17 protein-coding genes are annotated in these 20104 nt (G+C 60.1%); 15 read left to right on the top strand and 2 right to left on the bottom strand.

All coding sequences use genetic code 11. The features are described 5' to 3' along the window. Window positions 1–8 precede the first annotated feature (8 nt). From ACSQ3J_RS16510 to ACSQ3J_RS16485, 6 genes are read left to right on the top strand one after another with little or no spacing between them, the layout of a single operon-like run. Complete coding sequence (locus tag ACSQ3J_RS16510; protein WP_060505977.1) at window positions 9–665, top strand: class II aldolase/adducin family protein; 657 nt, start codon at window positions 9–11, stop codon at window positions 663–665. After that, window positions 662–2176, top strand: a complete 1515-nt coding sequence (locus ACSQ3J_RS16505; protein ID WP_060505976.1) for a glycerol-3-phosphate dehydrogenase — start codon at window positions 662–664, stop codon at window positions 2174–2176. Before ACSQ3J_RS16510 ends, ACSQ3J_RS16505 begins: the two co-directional genes overlap by 4 nt. Window positions 2177–2191: 15 nt before the next feature. Continuing rightward, on the top strand, window positions 2192–3247 hold the full coding sequence (locus ACSQ3J_RS16500) for a class II aldolase/adducin family protein (RefSeq protein WP_436039560.1): 1056 nt from the start codon (window positions 2192–2194) through the stop codon (window positions 3245–3247). After that, entirely contained in the window at window positions 3244–4533 is a 1290-nt protein-coding gene (locus tag ACSQ3J_RS16495) for an FGGY-family carbohydrate kinase (RefSeq protein ID WP_060505974.1), read from the top strand. The genes ACSQ3J_RS16500 and ACSQ3J_RS16495 overlap by 4 nt, the downstream gene beginning before the upstream one ends. Continuing rightward, window positions 4530–5390, top strand: a complete 861-nt coding sequence (locus ACSQ3J_RS16490) for a TIGR01459 family HAD-type hydrolase (protein WP_060505973.1) — start codon at window positions 4530–4532, stop codon at window positions 5388–5390. The genes ACSQ3J_RS16495 and ACSQ3J_RS16490 overlap by 4 nt, the downstream gene beginning before the upstream one ends. A 5-nt stretch (window positions 5391–5395) precedes the next feature. Then, a complete protein-coding gene (locus ACSQ3J_RS16485) occupies window positions 5396–6328 on the top strand; it encodes a sugar phosphate isomerase/epimerase family protein (RefSeq protein ID WP_060505972.1) in 933 nt (310 codons plus the stop codon). Window positions 6329–6633: 305 nt separating this feature from the next. Here the strand turns inward: ACSQ3J_RS16485 and ACSQ3J_RS16480 are convergent, their stop codons facing one another. After that, entirely contained in the window at window positions 6634–7797 is a 1164-nt protein-coding gene (locus tag ACSQ3J_RS16480; RefSeq protein ID WP_060505971.1) for a dihydrodipicolinate synthase family protein, read from the bottom strand. Between the two features lie 332 nt (window positions 7798–8129). Here ACSQ3J_RS16480 and ACSQ3J_RS16475 point away from each other — a divergent pair, with 332 nt between their 5' ends. The 5 genes from ACSQ3J_RS16475 (at window position 8130) to ACSQ3J_RS16455 (ending at window position 14315) form a co-directional block, all read left to right on the top strand. Beyond that, a complete protein-coding gene (locus ACSQ3J_RS16475; RefSeq protein WP_060506095.1) occupies window positions 8130–9179 on the top strand; it encodes a LacI family DNA-binding transcriptional regulator in 1050 nt (349 codons plus the stop codon). Then, complete coding sequence (locus ACSQ3J_RS16470) at window positions 9176–10177, top strand: Gfo/Idh/MocA family protein (protein ID WP_060505970.1); 1002 nt, start codon at window positions 9176–9178, stop codon at window positions 10175–10177. Before ACSQ3J_RS16475 ends, ACSQ3J_RS16470 begins: the two co-directional genes overlap by 4 nt. Window positions 10178–10418: 241 nt before the next feature. After that, the gene (locus ACSQ3J_RS16465) at window positions 10419–12032 is read left to right on the top strand and encodes an acyl CoA:acetate/3-ketoacid CoA transferase (RefSeq protein WP_060505968.1); all 1614 of its coding nucleotides are present in this window, start codon (window positions 10419–10421) and stop codon (window positions 12030–12032) included. Continuing rightward, window positions 12025–12804, top strand: a complete 780-nt coding sequence (locus tag ACSQ3J_RS16460; protein ID WP_060505967.1) for an enoyl-CoA hydratase/isomerase family protein — start codon at window positions 12025–12027, stop codon at window positions 12802–12804. The genes ACSQ3J_RS16465 and ACSQ3J_RS16460 overlap by 8 nt, the downstream gene beginning before the upstream one ends. Beyond that, on the top strand, window positions 12804–14315 hold the full coding sequence (locus ACSQ3J_RS16455; RefSeq protein WP_060505966.1) for an aldehyde dehydrogenase family protein: 1512 nt from the start codon (window positions 12804–12806) through the stop codon (window positions 14313–14315). The genes ACSQ3J_RS16460 and ACSQ3J_RS16455 overlap by 1 nt, the downstream gene beginning before the upstream one ends. Before the next feature lie 91 nt (window positions 14316–14406). Here the strand turns inward: ACSQ3J_RS16455 and ACSQ3J_RS16450 are convergent, their stop codons facing one another. Beyond that, window positions 14407–15450, bottom strand: coding sequence for a LacI family transcriptional regulator (locus ACSQ3J_RS16450; protein WP_347360146.1), 1044 nt, complete (start codon window positions 15448–15450; stop codon window positions 14407–14409). Window positions 15451–15824: 374 nt separating this feature from the next. Between ACSQ3J_RS16450 and ACSQ3J_RS16445 the strand changes: the two genes are divergently transcribed. The 4 genes from ACSQ3J_RS16445 to ACSQ3J_RS16430 all read left to right on the top strand — a co-directional run bounded on the left by ACSQ3J_RS16445 (window position 15825) and on the right by ACSQ3J_RS16430 (window position 20096). After that, window positions 15825–17048 carry an ABC transporter substrate-binding protein gene (locus ACSQ3J_RS16445; protein ID WP_244482333.1) on the top strand — a complete coding sequence of 408 codons (1224 nt, stop codon included), beginning with the start codon at window positions 15825–15827 and terminating at the stop codon, window positions 17046–17048. 171 nt (window positions 17049–17219) lie between these two features. Next, window positions 17220–18101, top strand: a complete 882-nt coding sequence (locus tag ACSQ3J_RS16440) for a carbohydrate ABC transporter permease (RefSeq protein ID WP_060505964.1) — start codon at window positions 17220–17222, stop codon at window positions 18099–18101. Beyond that, window positions 18098–18979, top strand: a complete 882-nt coding sequence (locus ACSQ3J_RS16435; protein WP_060505963.1) for a carbohydrate ABC transporter permease — start codon at window positions 18098–18100, stop codon at window positions 18977–18979. Before ACSQ3J_RS16440 ends, ACSQ3J_RS16435 begins: the two co-directional genes overlap by 4 nt. A gap of 4 nt (window positions 18980–18983) precedes the next feature. Continuing rightward, the gene (locus ACSQ3J_RS16430; RefSeq protein ID WP_060505962.1) at window positions 18984–20096 is read left to right on the top strand and encodes an ABC transporter ATP-binding protein; all 1113 of its coding nucleotides are present in this window, start codon (window positions 18984–18986) and stop codon (window positions 20094–20096) included. Window positions 20097–20104 lie beyond the last annotated feature (8 nt).

The following is a 20104-nucleotide window of genomic DNA, read 5'->3' as shown; positions in this document are numbered from 1 at the left end:
GCAGGACGATGACAGAGAATTACGTTCGCCAGTCGATCATCGACCATTGCCGTAAGATGAATGCGCTTGGCATCAATCAGGGAACATCCGGCAACATCAGCGCGCGCTATGAAGACCGGATGCTGATCACCCCGTCGGCAGCGCCCTATGATGAGATGACGCCGGACATGATCGCCTCGTTGCCGCTGGAGGGCGAATACGGCGCCTGGGATGGCCCGCGCAAACCTTCGACGGAATGGCGCTTTCATCTCGATATCATGAAGAGCCGGCCAGAGGTTCATGCGGTCATCCACACGCATGCGATCTATTCGACCATCCTTGCCATCGCCCACAAGCCGATCCCGGCCTGTCACTACATGATTGCCGCCTTTGGTGGCGACGACGTGAAAGTCTGCGACTATGCGCGCTATGGGACCAAGGAGCTTTCGGACAATATTCTTAAGGCGATGGAGGGCCGTACCGCCTGCCTGATGGCCAATCACGGCATGCTGGCCACCGGAGCAAGCCTTGAAAAGGCGATGTGGGCGGCGGTCGAGCTCGAAACCATTGCCAAGCAATATTACCATGCCTTGTTGATCGGCGGCCCGGTCGTGCTTTCGGCAGAGGAAATTGCCGGTGTCCGGAAGGGCTTTGCGAGTTACGGATTGCAGGAGAAACGATCGTGAGTGCTGAAGCCGGCATCATCGACCTGTTTATCATCGGCGGCGGTATCAATGGGGCAGGCATTGCCCGCGATGCGGCAGGGCGGGGCATGTCCGTCGTTCTTTGCGAAAAAGATGATCTGGCGCAGGGCACCAGTTCGCGATCCGGAAAGCTTGTGCATGGCGGGTTGCGTTACCTCGAGTATTACGAGTTCCGGCTGGTGCGCGAGGCCTTGATCGAGCGCGAGGTGCTGCTCGAATCCGCGCCGCATATCATCTGGCCGATGCGCTTCGTGTTGCCGCACAGCTCGTCCGACCGCCCGGCCTGGCTCGTTCGTCTCGGTCTGTTTCTCTATGATCATCTGGGCGGCCGCAAGCGGTTGCCCGGTACGCGCACGCTTGACCTGCGCACGGCGCCGGAGGGCGCGCCGGTCAAGACGGACTATCGCAAGGCGTTCGAATATTCCGATTGCTGGGTGGATGATGCCCGGCTGGTGCTGCTCAATGCGCTGGATGCCAAGCAGCGTGGCGCCAAAGTCTACACGAGAACTGCCTGCACGTCGGTGCGCCGCAATGGCGATCTCTGGGATATCGAGATGACTCAGGCCGGCACGGGCCGCAAGAGCGAACTGAAGGCGCGATGCGTCGTCAATACCGCAGGGCCATGGGTCAACGATGTCATCGGCCGTATTGCCGGGCTGAATTCCCGCCGCAATGTCCGGCTCGTCAAGGGCAGCCATATCATCGTGCCGAAATTCTGGGAGGGTCGGCAGGCCTATCTCGTCCAGAACCCGGACAAGCGGGTGATCTTCATCAACCCTTACGAAAATGATCTGGCGCTGATCGGCACCACCGATATTCCCTATGACGGCCGGCCGGAAGATGTGAAAGCCGATGCCAACGAGATCGATTATCTGATCAAATCGGTGAACCGCTATTTCAAGCAGCAGCTCGCCGAAAGCGATATCGTCCATAGTTTCTCCGGCGTGCGGCCGCTCTATGATGACAATGCCGAAAATCCGTCAGCCGTAACGCGGGACTATATTTTCGAGGTTGATGCGGAGAGTGGAAAAGCGCCGCTGCTTTCCGTGTTCGGCGGCAAGATCACCACGTTCCGCAAATTGTCCGAACATGCGCTGGAGAAGATCAGGCCGTTCTTTCCGTCGATGAAACCGGGTTGGACCTCGAAAGGTATCCTGCCTGGCGGCGATATGCCAAAGGCGGATTTCGATCAGTTTCTCGGCGATCTGCGGGCGCGATATCGCTGGCTTCCGGCCGATTTGGCCAAGCATTACGCAAGACTCTACGGCACGCGCGCCCATGACCTGCTCGGCAACGCGGTATCGCTCGACGATCTCGGTACGTCCTTCGGCAAGCTGTTGCGTGAACGCGAAGCGCGGTTCCTGATCGAAACCGAATGGGCGCAGACGCCGCAGGACATTCTGGAGCGCCGCACCAAACACGGATTGCACATGACGCCGGCAGAACGCGAGGCTTTCGCCGCCTGGTGTCTGCGGCAGTCGCAGGCGGCTTGAACGATATCGGAGACAATGGTGAGAAGTTCTGAATTCGAAGCCCTTCTGGATGTCTCGGCCCGGGTCGGTGCCGATCCGGCGCTGGTGCAGGCAGCTGGCGGCAATACCTCGATCAAGGAGGGCGGCACGCTGTGGATCAAGGCGTCGGGCCTTTGGCTGATGCAGGCAAGGCAGCGCGATGTGATGGTGCCGGTGGCGCTCGATGCGTTGCTCGACGCGCTGGAGCGTGATGATCCCTCGACCGAGAAAGCACAGGATTTCGTCATCGCGGACCGCAATCCATCCGGTTTGCGCCCCTCGATCGAAACGACGGTGCACGCCCTGATGCCGCAGAAAGTCGTGATCCACGTGCATTGTGTCGAAACGATCGCGACCGCTGTGCAGGTCAACGGCGAAACCATTGCCGCATCGAAACTATCGGGTATTCCGCATGCGTTCGTGCCCTATGCACGACCCGGCCTGCCGCTGGCAAAGGCGATCGCCACGCGGATTCGGCCGGATACCAGTGTGCTAATCCTCGGCAATCACGGGCTGGCCGTGGCAGCCGAAACCGTTGCAGAGGCGGAATTGTTACTGGCTGAGGTCTCAAACAGGCTGGCCCTGCCACGGCGCAAGGCGCCGGACGCCGACCTTGCGGCCCTCTCGCGGCTTGCCGTCGGCAGCAATTTCGCGCTGCCGGAAGACAGCCTGATCCATGATGCCGCGACCGATCTGGCAAGCTGCCGTATTGCCGCTGGTGGTAGTCTTTATCCGGACCATGTCATCTTCCTCGGCCGCGGATCGTTTGTTGCAGCGCCCGGCGAAACGGCCGCCGCGATCGAGGAACGGCATCGCGGCGAGGGAGTGTCCGTGCCGCTAGCACTGTTGTTTCCAGGCAAGGGCGTCCTGGTCTCCAAGGAGGTCACGGCCGGCGCGCTGGCCATGGCCCGTTGCCTCTCGGACGTCCTTGGCCGTATCAACGAAGGCGCGCGGTTGCGCTATCTGACGGATGCCGAGAATGCCGAGTTGCTTGGGTGGGACGCGGAAAAATACCGGCAGGAACTGAACCGGGCCGGAAAGACGCTGCAATGACCAGTGCCGCAAACAGGCCTTTGGTGATCGGTATTGATATCGGTACATCCGGCGCCCGCGCTGTGGCAATGGATGCGGATTTCGACATAGCCGCATCCGGGGCATCCAGACTTGCCGATTTTTCCGCCGACCATCGCGATCCCGTGATTTGGTGGCAAGCGGTACAGACCGCGCTTGGGCAGGTACTTGGTGCCATCGACCGGACACGGGTCCGGGCAATTGCGATTGACGGCACCTCTGGCACCGTGCTGCCAGTCGGCCCAAACGGCGCGCCGTTGGCGGCGCCGATGATGTACAATGATCCGGTCGAGGATGCGGATATTCTCGCCCGGATCTCCACCCATGCGCCGAAGGAAAGTGCGGTGCATGGGGCGACGTCCGGGTTGGCGAAAGCGCTGGTGTTTCAGTCCACTCCCGGCGTTTTCCGGATTATTCATCAAGCGGATTGGTTAGCCGGGCATTTCACCGGGCTTTATGATGTTTCCGACGAGAACAACGCGCTGAAGACCGGCTACGATCCGGTATCGCGCCGCTGGCCGGACTGGATCGCGGCAACGGGCGCGCGGCTCGATCTGCTCCCGGACGTGCTGCCTGCGGGTGCACCGATCGCCGGGATTTCCCAGGAGGCGGCGAGTGCGTTCGGCCTTGCGGATGATGTCGTCATCGTCGCCGGGACGACGGATGGCTGTGCTTCGTTTCTGGCAACCGGTGCCGGTCAGCCGGGCGATGCCGTTTCCGCGCTTGGGACGACACTCACGGTAAAGATGCTGTCCGACCGGCCGCTGTTTGCGCCGGAATATGGTCTCTACAGCCACCGGATCGGCGATATGTGGCTGGCTGGTGGTGCTTCCAATACCGGCGGCGTGGTGCTGTCCGCCCATTTCGACAACGAGAGGATCGCAGCGCTTTCCGCGGAGATCGATCCGGCGACGGATACCGGGCTCGATTATTATCCGCTGATCAAGGATGGTGAGCGCTTTCCGGTCAACGACCCGGCGATGAAGCCGCGCATGACGCCGCGGCCGCAAAGCGATGCCGAATTCCTGAAAGCGATCTTCGAGGGCATCGCGGGCGTCGAGGCTTTAGCCTATCAGCGGCTGGTGTCGCTCGGCAGCCCGGCCTTGGGTTCCATCCGCACAGTCGGCGGTGGTGCGAAGAACGCGGTCTGGACGGCGATCCGCAACCGGAAGATATCCATTGCCTTTCTGCCGGTGGCTTCGGAAGAGGCGGCTGCGGGAACGGCGCGACTTGCCCTGACCGGCGCGAAAGCGGCGGGCGTGCTATGAAGGGCGGGCCACTGACAATATCGGGCCTAGCTGAGATCGAAGAGCGTTTCGATGCCTTCCTGATCGATCAGTTCGGCGTGCTGCGGGATGGTAAAGGGCCGTATCCCCACGCTGCGGAGACACTTCTGCGGCTGAAGCAGGCTGGCAAGATGATCATCATCCTGTCGAACTCGGGAAAACGTTCGGCGGAAAATGACCGCCGCCTTGCCGCTCTTGGTTTTGATCCGCAGAGCTGGGACTGGTTTTTGACGTCCGGCGAGGTCGCCTGGCGTATCCTTCAGGCCGAAATCCGGCAGGAGGCCGGAAACACCGCACGCAAATGTCTGTTGATCAGCCGCGATGGCGATACCTCACCGCTGGACGGGCTTGATCTGACACGGACCGATCGCGGCGAGGATGCGGATTTCATCCTCTTGGCGGCAAGCGAAGGTGATGCATATCCGCTGACGTTCTACGAAACGCTCCTGGCGCCCGCAGCCGCGCGGGGTGTGCCATGCCTGTGCACCAACCCGGACAAGATCATGTTGACGAAGGACGGTACTGCCTTCGGGGCGGGGCGTATTGCTGAACTCTATGAAGATCTGGGGGGCACCGTGCGCTGGATCGGCAAGCCATTCGCCGACATCTATACAACGGCGCGTGAATTTCTGGGGGACGTTTTCGCGGAGAAAATCTGCTGCATCGGTGACAGCATCGAGCACGATATTGCCGGTGCCGCCGGGGCGGGGCTCGCATCGATCCTGGTGACGACCGGTATTCTCGAAACCGCGTCCGACGCTGATCGCCAGGCGCTGTTTGCCGAGCATGGCGCAGTTCCCGATTTCATCCTGCCGGCATTCATCTGGTCTGAGAGGTAAGGCTTATGGCGTTCACGCTGTCGCTCAACACCAATCCACTGGTCAACCGTTTCGCCGAGGCCGATGACCTGATCGATACGATCGCCGAGAAGATCCGCATTGGCTATGTCCAGCTGACCCACGAGTTCGTCAATCCGGGCTGGCCGGCTGCAACGATCGTCAAGCAGCTGCGCCAATTCAAGCGGGCGCTCGGGCGAACCGGCGTCAAGGTGACTTCGGGCATGACTGGGCCTTATGGACGGCTCAACCATTTCGGCCATCCCGATATCGATGTGCGCCGTTATTATATCGACTGGTTCAAGACCTTTGCCGATATTTCCGCCGAACTCGGTGCTTCCGGCATGGGCACCCAATTCGCCATCTTCACCCACAAGGACTATGACGACCCAGCGCGCCGCGAGGAACTGATGCGGATCGCCATCGATTGCTGGGCCGAAGTGGCCGAGCATGGCAAGGTTGCCGGTCTCACCTATCTGTTTTGGGAACCCATGTCAGTCGGCCGCGAGTTCGGCCATACGATCGCAGAATGCCGCGCGCTCGACGGGCGGCTGGCGCAGTCGGGCCTGCCGATTCCAATGAAGATGATGGTCGATATCGACCACGGTGACGTCACCTCCAGCAATCCGGACGACATCGATCCCTATGCCTGGGCGGAGGCGTTTCCGAAGGAATCGCCGATTATCCACATCAAGCAGTCTTCGATGAACAAGGGAGGGCACTGGCCGTTCATTGCCGTCCATAACAAGGACGGCCGGATAGTGCCTGAAAAGCTGCTCGACACGGTTCGCCGTGGCGGTGGTACCGACAACGAAATCTGCCTTGAACTCTCCTTTCGCGAACGCGAGCCGACCGATCATCTCGTCGTCGATATGATCCGCGAATCCGTGGAGTTCTGGGAGCCGCATATCGATACGGGCTTCAATTCCCGGCGCAACTGATCTCCCTGATGCGCCGCGGCCAGGCGCCCGGTAGCAATGCCGGGCGTTTTGGCATGGGATAGAACCCGAAGCCCAGCGACCACTCAGGACAACGCGTCTTTGAAAAGCTTGTCCAAACCCCCGATTTCAATGCTTTTCGTGATGGCCTCGTCACCACCACGCGCAAACTGCCGCCCATCCTCAATGCCATCATTCGGGATCAGGCGACATGGCAAAGCACTTCCGGAAAGACATCGCTCATCGACTCGCAGCCGCTCGTCACTCGCCGCTGGGGAGAAGGGGAATGTCTGCTATTGCCGAAGCCCTCAAACCCCTTGCATCACCAGAAACGCCTTCATTCGCTCCATAGCCATATCCGGCATATCCAGCACGTTGGCCTTGTCGGCCAAACGGAAGATATTGGCATAGTGCAAAACGCCACGGGCCGACTGCATGCCAGCCGGCATGGTGAAATGTCGTTGGTGGCCATTGAGCCAGGCGAGAAAAACCACGCCGGCCTTGTAATATTGCGTCGGCGCTTCGAAGATTTTTCGCGACAAAGGCACAGTCGGTTCGATCACCGCGCGGAAGGTGGCGGTATCGCCAGCGGCAAGCGAGGCCAGCGCCTTGGAGGCGGAGGGCGCCACGGCATCGAAGATGCCGAGCAGGGCGTGGCTGTATTTCTTTCCATCGCCTTCGATCAGTTCGGCATAGTTGAAATCATCGCCGGTGAAGCAGAGCACATCGTCGGGCAGACGGTTACGCAGGGCGACCTCGTAAGCATTGTCGAGCAATGAAATCTTGATGCCCTCGACCTTCGCCCTGTTCTCCTCGATGATCGACAGGACCGTATCGAGCGCCGTTTCGAAGTTTTCCGATCCCCAATAGCCCTTCAGTTGCGGGTCGAACATGTCGCCCAGCCAGTGCAGCACAACCTTGTCCCTGGTTTGCGACAGGATGCGGCCATAGACCTTGCGGTAGTCATCCGGCGATGTGGCGATGCGGGCGAGTGCGCGGCTGGCCATCATGATCGAGCGGCCGCCTTGCTGCTCGACGAAGCCGATCTGCGTTTCATAGGCGCGGATGACATCGTCGAGCGAGCGTGTATCGGTGGGTAAAAGGTGGTCGGTTCCGGCACCGCAGGCGAGATCGGCGCCCGGCACCGTGCGGGCTTCGGCCAGCGATCGGCGGATCAGTTCCTGCGCGCCTGCCCAATCCAGCCCCATGCCGCGCTGCGACGTGTCCATCGCTTCGGCGATCTTGAAGCCGAGAGCCCAGAGATGATGGCGGAAGGCCATCGTCCGCTCCCAGTCGATGGCCGGGCGGCCCCATGGATCGAGATCGCGCAATGGATCGGAGACCACGTGCGCGGCGGCATAGGCGATACGATTGAAGGTGGGGGCCGTTTTCGGCCGCGAGACCGGTGTTCCCGTCAAACGGTAAATCTCAAGCGAGCCATCGGCGTGTGGCAGCGACAGGGTGGCGGACATGCGGGCTCCTCCTTGGATATTGAAAGCCGAATAATTTAGATCGTTCCAAATTTCAAGGAAAATTTGCGTGCCAAACCGAAGCTTCGAATGCGCAGAGAGTAGATTTTTGGACTGACGTCGAGTTTCTTGTCGTTGTATGTAAGGCGCCGTGTTTTAAATTAACAAGCTAATATCAATGGCTTGTCTATTTCTGTGTTCTTCGATCCGGTTTCGCTGTCTGTGGATAAAGGGGAGCCTGATCGAGTTTGGCGAAATCCGCTTGACAAAATTGGAACGTTCCAATTATTTTGAGCATGCATGCTGAGGTGGAAGACCTTGGCCGGGAGGGTGATGTGGTAAAAGACCGGGTGACAGTGATCGATATTGCGCGCGCCGCCGGTGTGTCGAAGTCGACCGTGTCGCTCGTGCTGCAGGCGAGCCCGCTGGTCAATGAGGCCACCCGCGCCAAGGTCAATGCGGTCATTCGCGATCTCGGCTATGTCTACAATCGAGGCGCCGCCAACCTGCGCCAGTCCAATTCCAAATCGAAGATCATCGGTATCGTCGTCAACGACCTGACCAACAGTTTCTTCGCCGAGCTTGCTGTCGGCGTCGATATGGTCGTGCAGTCGGCCGGTTACGTGCAGTTTCTTGCCAATACCGCCGAAAGCGTCGACCGCCAGCGTGAGGTAATATCCTCGATGCGTGAGCACGGTATTTCCGGGCTGATCCTGTCGCCGGCGCGTGGAACAGATGCCAATGACCTGAAGCCGCTGGTGGCGAGCGGTATTCCCGTCGTCAATGTCGTCCGGCAGGTTACCGGCGCCAAGGTTTCCTCGCTGATCTCCGACAATCATGCCGGCATGCGCGATGCCGTCCGCCATCTGGCCGGGCTTGGCCATCACCGTATCGCGTTCCTCGGCGGCTTTCCCGATACGGCCGTTTTCAATGAGCGGCTGCAGGGTTATCGCGACGCGCTGTCCGATATGGATCTAGCTCTTCATGACGAACTTGTGGTCAGCTCGGCGCCGTCGCGGGCAGGGGGCGTCGCTGCCATCGAGCGGGCGTTGCTGCTCCGCGAGCGGCCGACGGCGGCAGTGTGTTTCAACGATGCGGTCGCTTTCGGGGTCTGCGACGGCTTGCGCGCCCATCGTCTTGATCCAGGTGAGGATTTTGCCGTGATCGGTTTCGACGACGTGATCGAGGCGCAGACGGCGGTGCCGGCGTTGACGACAATTTCGGTTGATCCGCAGGGCATGGGGCGCCGGGCGGCGCAGCTTCTTTTGAAACAGATCAATGCCGGACGGGCCGATGCGGAAGCGATCGTCAGTTCGGTGCGGCTGGTCGTACGCCAAAGCTGTGGTGCCGCCATCGACAAGCGGGAAAGGCTATCCTTGTTATGACACGTTGGGGTTTGATCGGGGCAAGCACGATTGCCCATGAATGGGTAATCGACGCGATCCGCGCCGTTGGTGGCGAGATCGTTTCGGTGATGAGCACCAGCGCCGAGCGCGGCGCCAAATATGCCGCAGACCACGGCATTGCAAAATCGGTGACCAGTGTTGACGAGCTTGTTGGTGATCCTGATGTTCAGGCCGTCTACATTTCCACCACGAATGAACTGCATCGCGACCAGGTGATTGCGGCGGCCAAGGCCGGCAAGCATATTCTCTGCGAAAAGCCGCTGGCGATGAGCCTTGACGATGCCCATGCCATGGTCAAGGTGGCACGGGATGCCGGTGTCGTCATGGCGACCAATCATCACCTTCGCGGTGCCGCAACCCATCGTGCCATGCGCGATGCGATTGCCGACGGAAAGATCGGCAAGCCATTGGCGGCCCGCGTCTGCCATGCCGGTTACCTGCCGCCGCATCTGCAGGGCTGGCGCTTGGACAAGCCAGAAGCGGGTGGCGGGGTCATTCTCGATATTACCGTGCATGACACCGATACGCTGCGTTTCGTGCTCGGCGACGATCCGGTCGAGGCGGTGGCGCTTGGCCAATATGGCGGCATGGCAAAGGCAGGGCTTGAAGATGCGGCGATGGGTATCCTGCGGTTCAAATCAGGCCTGATTGCTCAGTTCCATGATGGTTTTACCACCAAATATGCAGTTACCGGCTTTGAGGTGCATGGCTCGGACGGATCACTGATCGCCCGCAACTGCATGAGCCAGAAGCCGGTTGGCACGGTGACCTTGCGCAATGTCGAGGGTGAAACGGAGCTGCCGCTCGACCACCGCAATCTCTATGAAAACACGCTGACTGCCTTTGACAACGCCATTGCTGGCAAGGGCAAGCCGCTCTGTGGCGGCGAGGATGGCATCTGGTCGCTGGCGACGGGGCTGGCGGTGATGAAATCGGCGCAGACCGGAAATGCCGTCGCTGTCGAAACGGGGCTTTGAGGCCATGATTGGCGAGACGGTCGAGCGGCTGCATGCTTTCCTGGGGGAGGTGATAGCAGCTTCCCACTTCTCCCCAGTGGGGAGAAGTGCCGAGCGGGAGCGAGGCGATGAGGGGGGCCGCGTATCGAGTATCGAGGCAGCCGCCCCCTCATCCGGCCCTGCGGGCCACCTTCTCCCCGCTGGGGAGAAGAGGGGGCCAGCCGCAACTGAAGACCATGATGATTTCAACAGAGTTCTGTCTATGAGCAAGCATATCACCCCGGCTGAGGCCGCCGCTTTGATCCCCGATGGCGCGACCGTTTCTGTGTCGTCGTCGAGTGGGCTCGGTTGCCCGGACCTGATGCTGAAGGCGATCGGAGAGCGTTTTGACGCGACCGGCCATCCGCGCGATCTGACGACACTGCACCCGATTGCCGCGGGTGACATGAGCGGCATCAAGGGTGTCGATTACATCGCCAAGAAAGGGCTTTTGAAAAAGATCATCGGCGGCTCCTATCCCTCCGGCCCCTCGACATCCGAGCCGCCGCTGATCTGGCAGATGATTGGTAGCAACGAAGTGGCTGCTTACAACATCCCCTCCGGCGTGCTGTTCGACATGCACCGGGAAGCGGCCGCAAAGCGTCCGGGGGTGCTCACCAAGACCGGTCTCGACACTTTCGTCGATCCCGCGCGCCAAGGCTGTGCCATGAATGCGTCGGCCATGGCCGAACCGGTCGTCAAGAAGATGGAATTCGAGGGCGAGGACTGGCTGTATTTCAAGGCGATCGTGCCACAGGTGGCGATCATCCGGGCAACCACCGCCGATGAGCGCGGCAACCTGACCTATGAGCACGAAGGCGCCTATCTCGGCGGTCTCGACCAGGCGCTGGCCGCTCGAAACAATGGCGGTATTGTCATTGCGCAGGTCAAGCGGATCACCAAGTCCGGTTCGCTGAAGCCGCATGACGTGCGGGTTCCCGGCATGCTGGTCGATTATGTCATCGTCGATCCCGACCAGAAGCAGACGACGCTGACGGATTATGATCCGGCGATCTCAGGCGAAATCTTCCGGCCACTCGACAGTTTTCGGGTGCCGGAATTCAATATTCAGAAGGTCATTGCCCGCCGTGTTGCGCAGGAACTGCAGGGTGGATCCTGCGTCAATCTCGGCTTCGGCATTTCGGCCAATGTGCCGCGTATCCTGCTAGAAGAGGGCCTGCACGGCTCGGTCACCTGGGTGATTGAGCAGGGGGCGGTCGGTGGCGTGCCGCTGCTTGATTTCGCCTTCGGCTGCGCCTCGAATGCCGACGCCTTCATGCCGTCGCCTTACCAGTTCACCTATTTTCAGGGCGGCGGCTTCGATGCCTCGCTTCTGTCGTTTCTTGAGATCGATAAATCCGGCTCGGTCAACGTCTCGAAACTGTCCTTCCGGCCACACGTGACCGCAGGGGCGGGCGGGTTCGTCGATATCACTGCGCGGGCAAAGAAGATCGTCTTCTCCGGCATGTTCAACGCGGGGGCTAAGCTCTCGATGACCGACAGCAAGCTGGTGATCGAAAAAGAGGGCAAGCTGAAGAAGCTGGTCAACGAGGTCGAACACGTCACCTTCTCCGGCCGCCGCGCCGTTGAGCAGGGGCAGGATATCACCTATGTCACCGAGCGTTGCGTGATGAAGCTGACGCCTGAAGGCATCATGCTCACCGAAATCGCGCCGGGTGTCGATCTGCAGACCCATATTCTCGACCAGTCGGAATTCCCGCTGATCGTGTCTGACAAGTTGAAGGTCATGGATGCGGCGCTGTTTCATGAAGCGCCGATCGGGCTGACGTTGCCGCAAAAGCCGGTTCGGACGCTGGAAGGAGCGGCGCATGGCTGACGAACGCATCCGTATCGAGACCGAGGGGGCGATCGCCATCCTCACGGTTGCACGGCCGGACAAGTTGAATGCCTTCGATATCGACATGCTGAAGGCACTCTCGGCAGCCTGCGATACGGTCGAGGCCGATGCGACCATCCGCGTCGTCATTTTGACAGGCGAGGGCAAGGCCTTTTCGGCCGGGGGCGATATCAAGGCCTGGGGGGCGATGAGCCCCAACGAATTCGGTCACGCCTGGGTGCGTTTCGGCCACCGTGTGTTCGAGCGGCTGGCGACCCTGCGCATGCCGGTGATTGCCGCGATCAATGGCCACACACTTGGCGGCGGGCTGGAACTGGCGGCAGCGGCGGATATCCGCATTGCCGAAAAGCAGGTGAAGATCGGCCTGCCGGAAACGAGCCTCGGTATGGTTCCGGGCTGGTCGGGCACACAGCGTCTGGTCCGGCGGTTTGGCGCGCAAGTGGTGCGGCGCATGGTGCTGGGCGGCGAGATGTTTACGGCCGATGAGGCGAAGGCACTGGGGCTGGTCGATGCCGTCGTGGCGACTGGGACGGTGCGGGATACGGCGAAGGACTATGCCGGGCGCATTGCCAAGCGCGGTCCGGCGGCACTGGAAATCTGCAAGCTGATGATCGCGTCCGCCAATGGCGAAGACAACGGAACGGCTGTGGAAGCGCTGGGATCGATCCTGGCGGCCAAGACCGGTGACATGAAAGAGGGCGTTGCGGCTTTTAGCGGCAAACGCCCTGCGGAATTCAAGGGAGAATGGTAATGACGGTTCTGGTGAAGCCCAAGGCTTTGACTGACACGAAGGTGCGCGACTTCCAGATGCTGATTGACGGCAAATGGGGCAATGCTGCCGAGGGCCGGACACTGGAGCGCGTGGCGCCCGGTCATGGCGTCACCGTCAGCCGCTATCCGGCTGCGACGAAAGTGGATGCGGAGCGTGCTATCGCTGCAGCCCGCAAGGCATTTGACGATGGTCCTTGGCCGCGCATGACGGCATCGGAGCGTTCGCTTGTGCTGCTTCGCGCTGCTGACATGATCGCGGCGCGTGCCGATGAACTGGCCTATCTCGATTGTATCGAGAGCGGTAAGCCGATCAGCCAGGCCAAGGCCGAACTTGGCGGCGCCGCCGATATCTGGCGCTATGCCGCAGCGCTTGCGCGCGATCTGCACGGCGAAAGCTATAATACGCTCGGCGATGGCACGCTCGGTGTCGTCCTGCGCGAAGCCATTGGCGTGGTCTCGATCATCACACCGTGGAATTTCCCCTTCCTGATCGTCAGCCAGAAACTGCCGTTTGCGCTTGCGGCCGGCTGCACGACGGTGGTCAAGCCGTCTGAACTCACGTCCGGATCGACGCTGGTGCTGGGCGAAATCCTCGAAGCAGCCGGTGTTCCCGCAGGCGTCGTCAACATCATCACTGGCACTGGCCCGGATGTCGGCGCGATCATGACCTCGCATCCCGACGTCGAAATGGTCTCCTTTACCGGCTCGACCGGTATCGGCAAGCTGACGATGACCAATGCCGCGCAGACGCTGAAGAAGGTTTCGCTGGAACTCGGCGGCAAGAACCCGCAGATCGTCTTTCCGGATGCCAATCTCGATGATTTCATCGATGCGGCGGTGTTCGGCGCCTATTTCAATGCCGGCGAATGCTGCAATGCCGGTTCGCGGCTGATCGTTCACAAGGAGATCGCTGAGGACGTGATTGCCCGTGTCGCCGCGCTTTCGGCGAAGGTCAAGGTCGGCGATCCGCTCGATCCGCAAACCCAGGTCGGGGCGATCATTACGCCGCAGCATCTGGACAAGATCGTTGGCTACGTTTCGGCCGCCTCCGGCAATGGGGCTAAGGTTTCGCATGGCGGCGCCGCACTTGATCTCGGCTCGGGCCAGTTCATGTCACCGACCATTCTCTCGTCCGTCACGCCCGACATGGCCGTGGCGCGGGAAGAAGTGTTTGGTCCGGTGCTTTCGGTGCTGACCTTCGAGACCACGGCGGAGGCGATCCGGATTGCCAATTCGATCGATTACGGTCTGTCGGCCGGTGTCTGGAGCCGCGATTTCGATACTTGCCTGACGGTTGGCCGGAAGGTGCGGGCCGGAACGATCTGGATGAACACCTTCATGGATGGGGCCTCGGAGCTGCCATTCGGAGGCTACCGCCAGTCCGGTCTTGGCCGCGAACTCGGCCGCCATTCGGTGGAAGATTACACCGAGACCAAGACGCTCAACATGCATATCGGCGGCCGCACCGGCTGGTGGATGCCGCGTTCATAAGGGAGATTTGAGCAGAGGCGATGAGAGGAGGGGAGGGGGCATGGAGCTGAATTCGAGTTTGGAACAGGGCACTGGCCTCATTCTCAAGGTCTCACGTTGCCGGAAAATTGATCGTCGGCTTCAGCATGACTTGCATGTCGGCCGTGTTCGTTCCAGCAATCCGAGCCATGAGGACGCGGCCCATCTGTTCACCGGTATCCGTCAGATCCTCATAGATCGTCTCAACCTTGGGCTGGATGTTGACCAGCAGTTTCGAGGTCTGTTTGGCGACGATGTCATATTCGACGCCGAGCGCCAGTCCGTGATCGCTCATGCCGGTGATCGTCGCCAGCGCCGAAACCTCACCGCCGCAGACAAAGCCGTCGGGCGCGTCCGGTTGCCCGGCGCGGCGGCTGATGAAGTCACGGATATGGTCGATCGGGCTGTCGAGATGGATTTCTTCGGGGATTTCGTAAGCGACGCCGGCCTCGCGCACAGCCGTCATGAAACCGTGCATCAGGTGCTGCGAGAAGGTCATGCGCTTCGGCGGCAGGATGATCGTCGGCTTTCGCCGGCCGCGCGTAATCAGCCGCTTGGCTGCCTCGTAGGCGAAGGAGAAATTGTCATAGTCGACATAGGGGTGAGGGGTGGAAAGCTCCGTTCTCCCATGGCAGACGAAGGGAAAATCGTTTTCGAGCAGGAAGCGCACGCGCGGGTCGAACGGTTCGGTGCGCGAGAAGATCAGCCCGTCAGCCATACTGTTGCGGACGATGTGGCGCACCGCATCGAGATTGCTGTCGTTCATGAAATTCGGCGTGACGATGATGTGGTAGGGCGTATCGGTCAGCGCCTTGGCAAGGCCGAGCATCAGCGAGGTGCCGTAGCCGAGGATTTCCTCGTGCGGGTCGAGAAGAACGCTGATGACGTTGGTTCGGCCGGTCTTCAGGCGCTGCGCCGCCCGGTCGGGAAGGTAGCCGATTTCTGCCGCCACCTCATGCACGCGGCGCCGGGTTTCGGCCGAAATCTGCGGTGCATTGCTGAGTGCCCGCGACACGGTCGTCACGGCAAAGCCGGTGAGATCGGCGAGGGTGCGCAGCGTTGGCTTGCCGCTTTTCGGTCTCGTTTCGGCAGCGGCGGATTTGGGAGTGTCAACCAATGAAATACTCCCTTGAGGCGACGACAAGGCGTCTTTGTAACGTCAGACGCACACATGCGCAATGTGTGTTTATGCAAACGTTACAAATGCGCATTGCTAGTAAGGATTTGCGGCGGTGCGGCATTAATTTCACGGCTTATAAACACTGGAATTCAAAGTGTTAATTCGAATTGTCTGGCTATGGTGTGCGGTGCTTGACTTGAGCCTATTTATAACGTTTTAAATGAACCGGCGGTGGAGACCGCAGACCAATTGCTTCCCTGTTTGAGCGGGGATGGCATTCAACGGCGGGGGAGGAGTTTCCCGCTATCCGACTTGCAAACGGGAGGACTACGATGCGCAAGTTTATGACGACGACAGCAATTGCAGCATTGATGATGACGGGTGGCGCGGTGATGGGCGGCTCTGCCGTGCAGGCTGCTGAAAGCGTTGAAGTTCTGCATTGGTGGACATCCGGCGGCGAAGCGGCCGCTCTGGACGTCCTGAAGAAGGATCTGGAAACCAAGGGTATTTCCTGGACCGACATGCCGGTTGCCGGTGGTGGTGGTACGGAAGCCATGACCGTGCTGCGCGCCCGCGTCACCTCGGGCAATGCACCGACGGCCGTTCAGATGCTCGGCTTCGACATTCTCGACTGGGCCAAGGAAGGCGCGCTTGGTAATCTCGACGAAATCGCCGGCAAGGAAGGCTGGGACAAGGTCATTCCGGCCGCCCTGCAGAAATTCTCCAAATACGACGGTCACTGGATTGCCGCTCCGGTCAACGTCCACTCCACCAACTGGATGTGGATCAACAAGGCAGCCCTCGACAAGGCAGGTGGCAAGGAGCCGCAGAACTGGGACGAGTTGGTCGCTCTGCTTGATAACTTCAAGGCACAGGGCATTACCCCGATCGCAGCCGGTGGCCAGCCGTGGCAGGATGCGACCCTGTTCGATGCTGTCGTTCTTTCGCTCGGCACCGATTTCTACAAGCAGGCCTTCATCGATCTTGATCCGGCAGCTCTTGGCGGCGACAAGATGAAGACCGCCTTCGAGCGCATGACCAAGCTGCGTTCCTATGTGGACGACAACTTCTCCGGCCGCGACTGGAACCTGGCATCTGCCATGGTCATCGAAGGCAAGGCCGGCGTGCAGTTCATGGGCGACTGGGCAAAGGGCGAGTTCGTCAAGGCAAAGAAGGTGCCCGGCACCGACTTCGTCTGCATGCGTTACCCGGAAACACAGGGTTCCGTCACCTTCAACTCCGACCAGTTCGCGATGTTCAAGGTTGCCGCTGACAAGGTTCCGGCCCAGATGCAGATGGCCGCTGCGATCGAAAGCCCGACCTTCCAGTCGGCCTTCAACGTCGTCAAGGGTTCGGCTCCGGCCCGTACAGACGTATCGAACGAAGCGTTCGACGCTTGCGGCAAGAAGGCCATCGCCGATCTCGCCGACGCCGACAAAAACGGCAAGCTGTTCGGTTCCATGGCTCACGGCCATGCCAATCCGGCTGCTGTCAAGAATGCGATCTACGACGTCGTGACACGCGAATTCAACGGTGAACTCACCCCCGAAGAAGCCGTCAAGGAACTGCCGGCCGCTGTTGCTGCTGCGCAGTAATCGTTCTGCGAATAATGCCACTCATCCGCCCTTCGGGCATCTTCTTCCCGTCGTAACGGGGAGAAGGACCGGGCGGCGACCTCTGTAATCCCCTCTCCCCGCATGCGGGGAGAGGGCTAGGGTGAGGGGCATCTTGCTTTATTCAATTCACATACAACGGTGGTATTCGCTATGGATAGCCGAAGCCGGCTGCAGGACCTTGTGCCAAAACTGGTACTTGCCCCAAGCTTTCTGATCGTCATTGTCTTCGTGTATGGCTTCATTGTCTATACCGGCTATCTGTCGGTCACCGACAGCAAGATGCTGCCGTCCTACAATTTCGTGGGATTGAGCAACTATTCCAAGCTCTGGGCTCTGCCGCATTGGTGGCGGGCAATTTCCAATCTGGCGATCTTCGCGTCGCTTTACATTCTCATCTGCTCAGTGCTGGGTCTGGGCCTTGCCATTCTTCTCGATCAGAAGATCCGCGCCGAAGGTTTGCTGCGGCCGATCTATCTCTACCCGATGGCGCTGTCCTTCATCGTCACCGGCACGGCCTGGAAATGGTTTCTCGATCCGGGCATCGGCCTTGAAAACACCATGCATCTCTGGGGCTGGGAAAGTTTTACCTTCAACTGGATCAAGGATCGCAACTACGCGATCTATTGCGTGGTGATCGCAGCCGTCTGGCAATCCACCGGCTTCATCATGGCGATGTTCCTGGCCGGTCTTCGCGGCGTCGATAACGAAATCATCAAGGCGGCGCAGATCGATGGCGCTTCGACCACGACGATCTACCGGCGGATCATCATTCCGCTGATGCGTCCGGTGTTCCTGTCGGCCTTCGTCGTGCTCGCCCATCTCGCCATCAAGGCCTATGACCTGGTCGTGGCACTGACGGGCGGCGGGCCGGGGCAGGCGACCGAACTGCCTGCAACCTTCATGTATTCCTACACTTTTACCCGCAATTCGATGGGCATTGGCGCCTCGTCGGCCATCGTCATGCTGGCCATGATCTTCTCGATCATCATCCCCTACCTCTATTCCGAAATCAAAGGGGAGAAGCGCGCATGAGTGTCCAGAGCCCTGACAACGCCATTTCTTCCGGCCGCCTGACGCGCGCGCTGATCTATACCGTGCTGATCCTGTTTGCGGCCTATTCGCTGCTGCCGCTCTATGTGATGCTGGTCAATTCCTTCAAGCCGCTGGACGAAATCCGCCAAGGCGGCATGCTGAACCTGCCGATGAGCTGGACGCTGGATCCCTGGCGCTCCGCCTGGTCGACGGCGCAGATCGGTGTGCAGCCGACAGGCTTGCGTCCCTTCTTCATCAATTCGATCCTGATGGTCGTGCCGGCCGTGGCGATCTCGACGATCATCGGTGCGCTCAATGGTTATGTCTTGACCAAGTGGCGGTTTCCGGGCTCCGGCATCTTCTTTGGCATGCTGCTTCTGTCCTGCTTCATCCCGTTTCAGATCGTCCTGATCCCGATGGCGCGCATGCTGGGTATCTTCGGTCTTGCCGGATCGGTCCCTGGCTTGGTGATGGTGCACGTCATCTATGGTCTCGGTTTCACGACGCTGTATTTCCGCAACTACTATGAGGCGTTTCCGACCGAACTGGTGCGGGCCGCACAGATCGATGGCGCCAGCTTCTTCCAGATCTTCCGGCGCATCCTGCTTCCATCGTCGGGTCCGATCATCGTCGTCTCGGTTATCTGGCAATTCACCAATATCTGGAACGACTTTCTGTTCGGGGCATCGTTCTCCGGGGCGGATTCGACGCCGATGACGGTGGCGCTCAACAATCTCGTTTCTTCCTCGACCGGGGTGAAGGAATACAACGTCCATTTCGCAGGCGCGATCCTTGCCGCCTTGCCAACGCTTGTCGTCTACATCGTTTCCGGCCGCTATTTCGTCCGTGGCCTGATGTCCGGCGCCGTGAAGGGTTAAAGCCATGTCCTTTCTGAAAATCACAAACCTTCGCAAGTCCTACGGCTCGCTGGAAATCCTGAAAGATATCAATCTGGAAATCGACGAGGGCGGCTTCCTGGTGCTGGTCGGCCCGTCCGGTTGTGGCAAGTCGACCTTGCTCAACACCATCGCTGGGCTGGAACCGATCACGTCAGGCGAAATCTCGATCAACGGCAAGTCGGTGGCGGGCCTGCATCCCTCCAAGCGCGACATCGCCATGGTCTTCCAGTCCTATGCGCTCTATCCGAACATGACGGTGGCCGGAAACATCGCCTTCGGCATGGAAATCCGTGGCGTGCCGAAAGACGAGCGTGACAAGGCTATCAAGCAGGTTGCCGACATGTTGCAGATCGGCCATCTGCTCGACCGCAAGCCCAGCCAGCTTTCCGGTGGTCAGCGCCAGCGCGTCGCCATGGGCCGAGCGCTGGTGCGCAATCCGCAGGTCTTCCTGTTCGATGAACCATTGTCCAACCTCGATGCAAAGCTGCGCGTCGATATGCGCACCGAGATCAAGCGCCTGCACCAGCGCATGAAGACGACGATCGTCTATGTGACGCATGACCAGATCGAGGCGATGACGCTGGCAACGAAGATCGCCGTTCTGAAGGACGGCATCCTGCAGCAATTCGGCACGCCTGCCGAAATCTACAATAATCCGGCCAACCTGTTCGTCGCCGATTTCATGGGCTCGCCGGCGATGAACCTGTTGACCGCAACGGTGGAGGGCGGCGGCAATGATCTGCGTGTCTCGCTGGTTCGACCAGATGCTGAGCCGTTGCATCTGCCGGTCGCCCAGGTGTCTGGCCTTGCCGCCTATAGCGGCAAGCAGGTTGTTTTCGGTATCCGGCCGGAAGCGCTGACCGATCCCGATGGCGCCGATCGCAACGCCCGCTCTCTGGTGGAAGGCGATTGCTTGATCGAAGTGGTGGAGCCAGCCGGTTCGGACACGTTCGCAGTCACCAAACTTGGCGGCAAGGAAGTGGTGGCGCGTCTGCGCGCCGACGCCCGTATCGCGCCCGGCCAGAATACAAGACTGGCCTTCAATCTGGACAAGGCGGTGTATTTCGACCCGCAAAACCAGCAGCGCATCGGCTGAGTTCCGTC

The organism is Rhizobium sp. LjRoot98 (assembly GCF_964252935.1).
Classification (GTDB): domain Bacteria; phylum Pseudomonadota; class Alphaproteobacteria; order Rhizobiales; family Rhizobiaceae; genus Pararhizobium.
Note: the sequence above shows the minus strand (reverse complement) of the source record. Positions and strands in the feature narration are given on the sequence as shown.

Coding starts and splice junctions, on each gene's coding strand:
- ACSQ3J_RS16460 (WP_060505967.1), top strand. CDS start 12,025: ATGGCTGACGAACGCATCCGTATCGAGACCGAGGGGGCGATCGCCATC.
- ACSQ3J_RS16455 (WP_060505966.1), top strand. CDS start 12,804: ATGACGGTTCTGGTGAAGCCCAAGGCTTTGACTGACACGAAGGTGCGC.
- ACSQ3J_RS16495 (WP_060505974.1), top strand. CDS start 3,244: ATGACCAGTGCCGCAAACAGGCCTTTGGTGATCGGTATTGATATCGGT.
- ACSQ3J_RS16470 (WP_060505970.1), top strand. CDS start 9,176: ATGACACGTTGGGGTTTGATCGGGGCAAGCACGATTGCCCATGAATGG.
- ACSQ3J_RS16480 (WP_060505971.1), bottom strand. CDS start 7,797: ATGTCCGCCACCCTGTCGCTGCCACACGCCGATGGCTCGCTTGAGATT.
- ACSQ3J_RS16485 (WP_060505972.1), top strand. CDS start 5,396: ATGGCGTTCACGCTGTCGCTCAACACCAATCCACTGGTCAACCGTTTC.
- ACSQ3J_RS16500 (WP_436039560.1), top strand. CDS start 2,192: ATGGTGAGAAGTTCTGAATTCGAAGCCCTTCTGGATGTCTCGGCCCGG.
- ACSQ3J_RS16435 (WP_060505963.1), top strand. CDS start 18,098: ATGAGTGTCCAGAGCCCTGACAACGCCATTTCTTCCGGCCGCCTGACG.
- ACSQ3J_RS16430 (WP_060505962.1), top strand. CDS start 18,984: ATGTCCTTTCTGAAAATCACAAACCTTCGCAAGTCCTACGGCTCGCTG.
- ACSQ3J_RS16465 (WP_060505968.1), top strand. CDS start 10,419: ATGAGCAAGCATATCACCCCGGCTGAGGCCGCCGCTTTGATCCCCGAT.
- ACSQ3J_RS16445 (WP_244482333.1), top strand. CDS start 15,825: ATGATGACGGGTGGCGCGGTGATGGGCGGCTCTGCCGTGCAGGCTGCT.
- ACSQ3J_RS16440 (WP_060505964.1), top strand. CDS start 17,220: ATGGATAGCCGAAGCCGGCTGCAGGACCTTGTGCCAAAACTGGTACTT.
- ACSQ3J_RS16510 (WP_060505977.1), top strand. CDS start 9: ATGACAGAGAATTACGTTCGCCAGTCGATCATCGACCATTGCCGTAAG.
- ACSQ3J_RS16490 (WP_060505973.1), top strand. CDS start 4,530: ATGAAGGGCGGGCCACTGACAATATCGGGCCTAGCTGAGATCGAAGAG.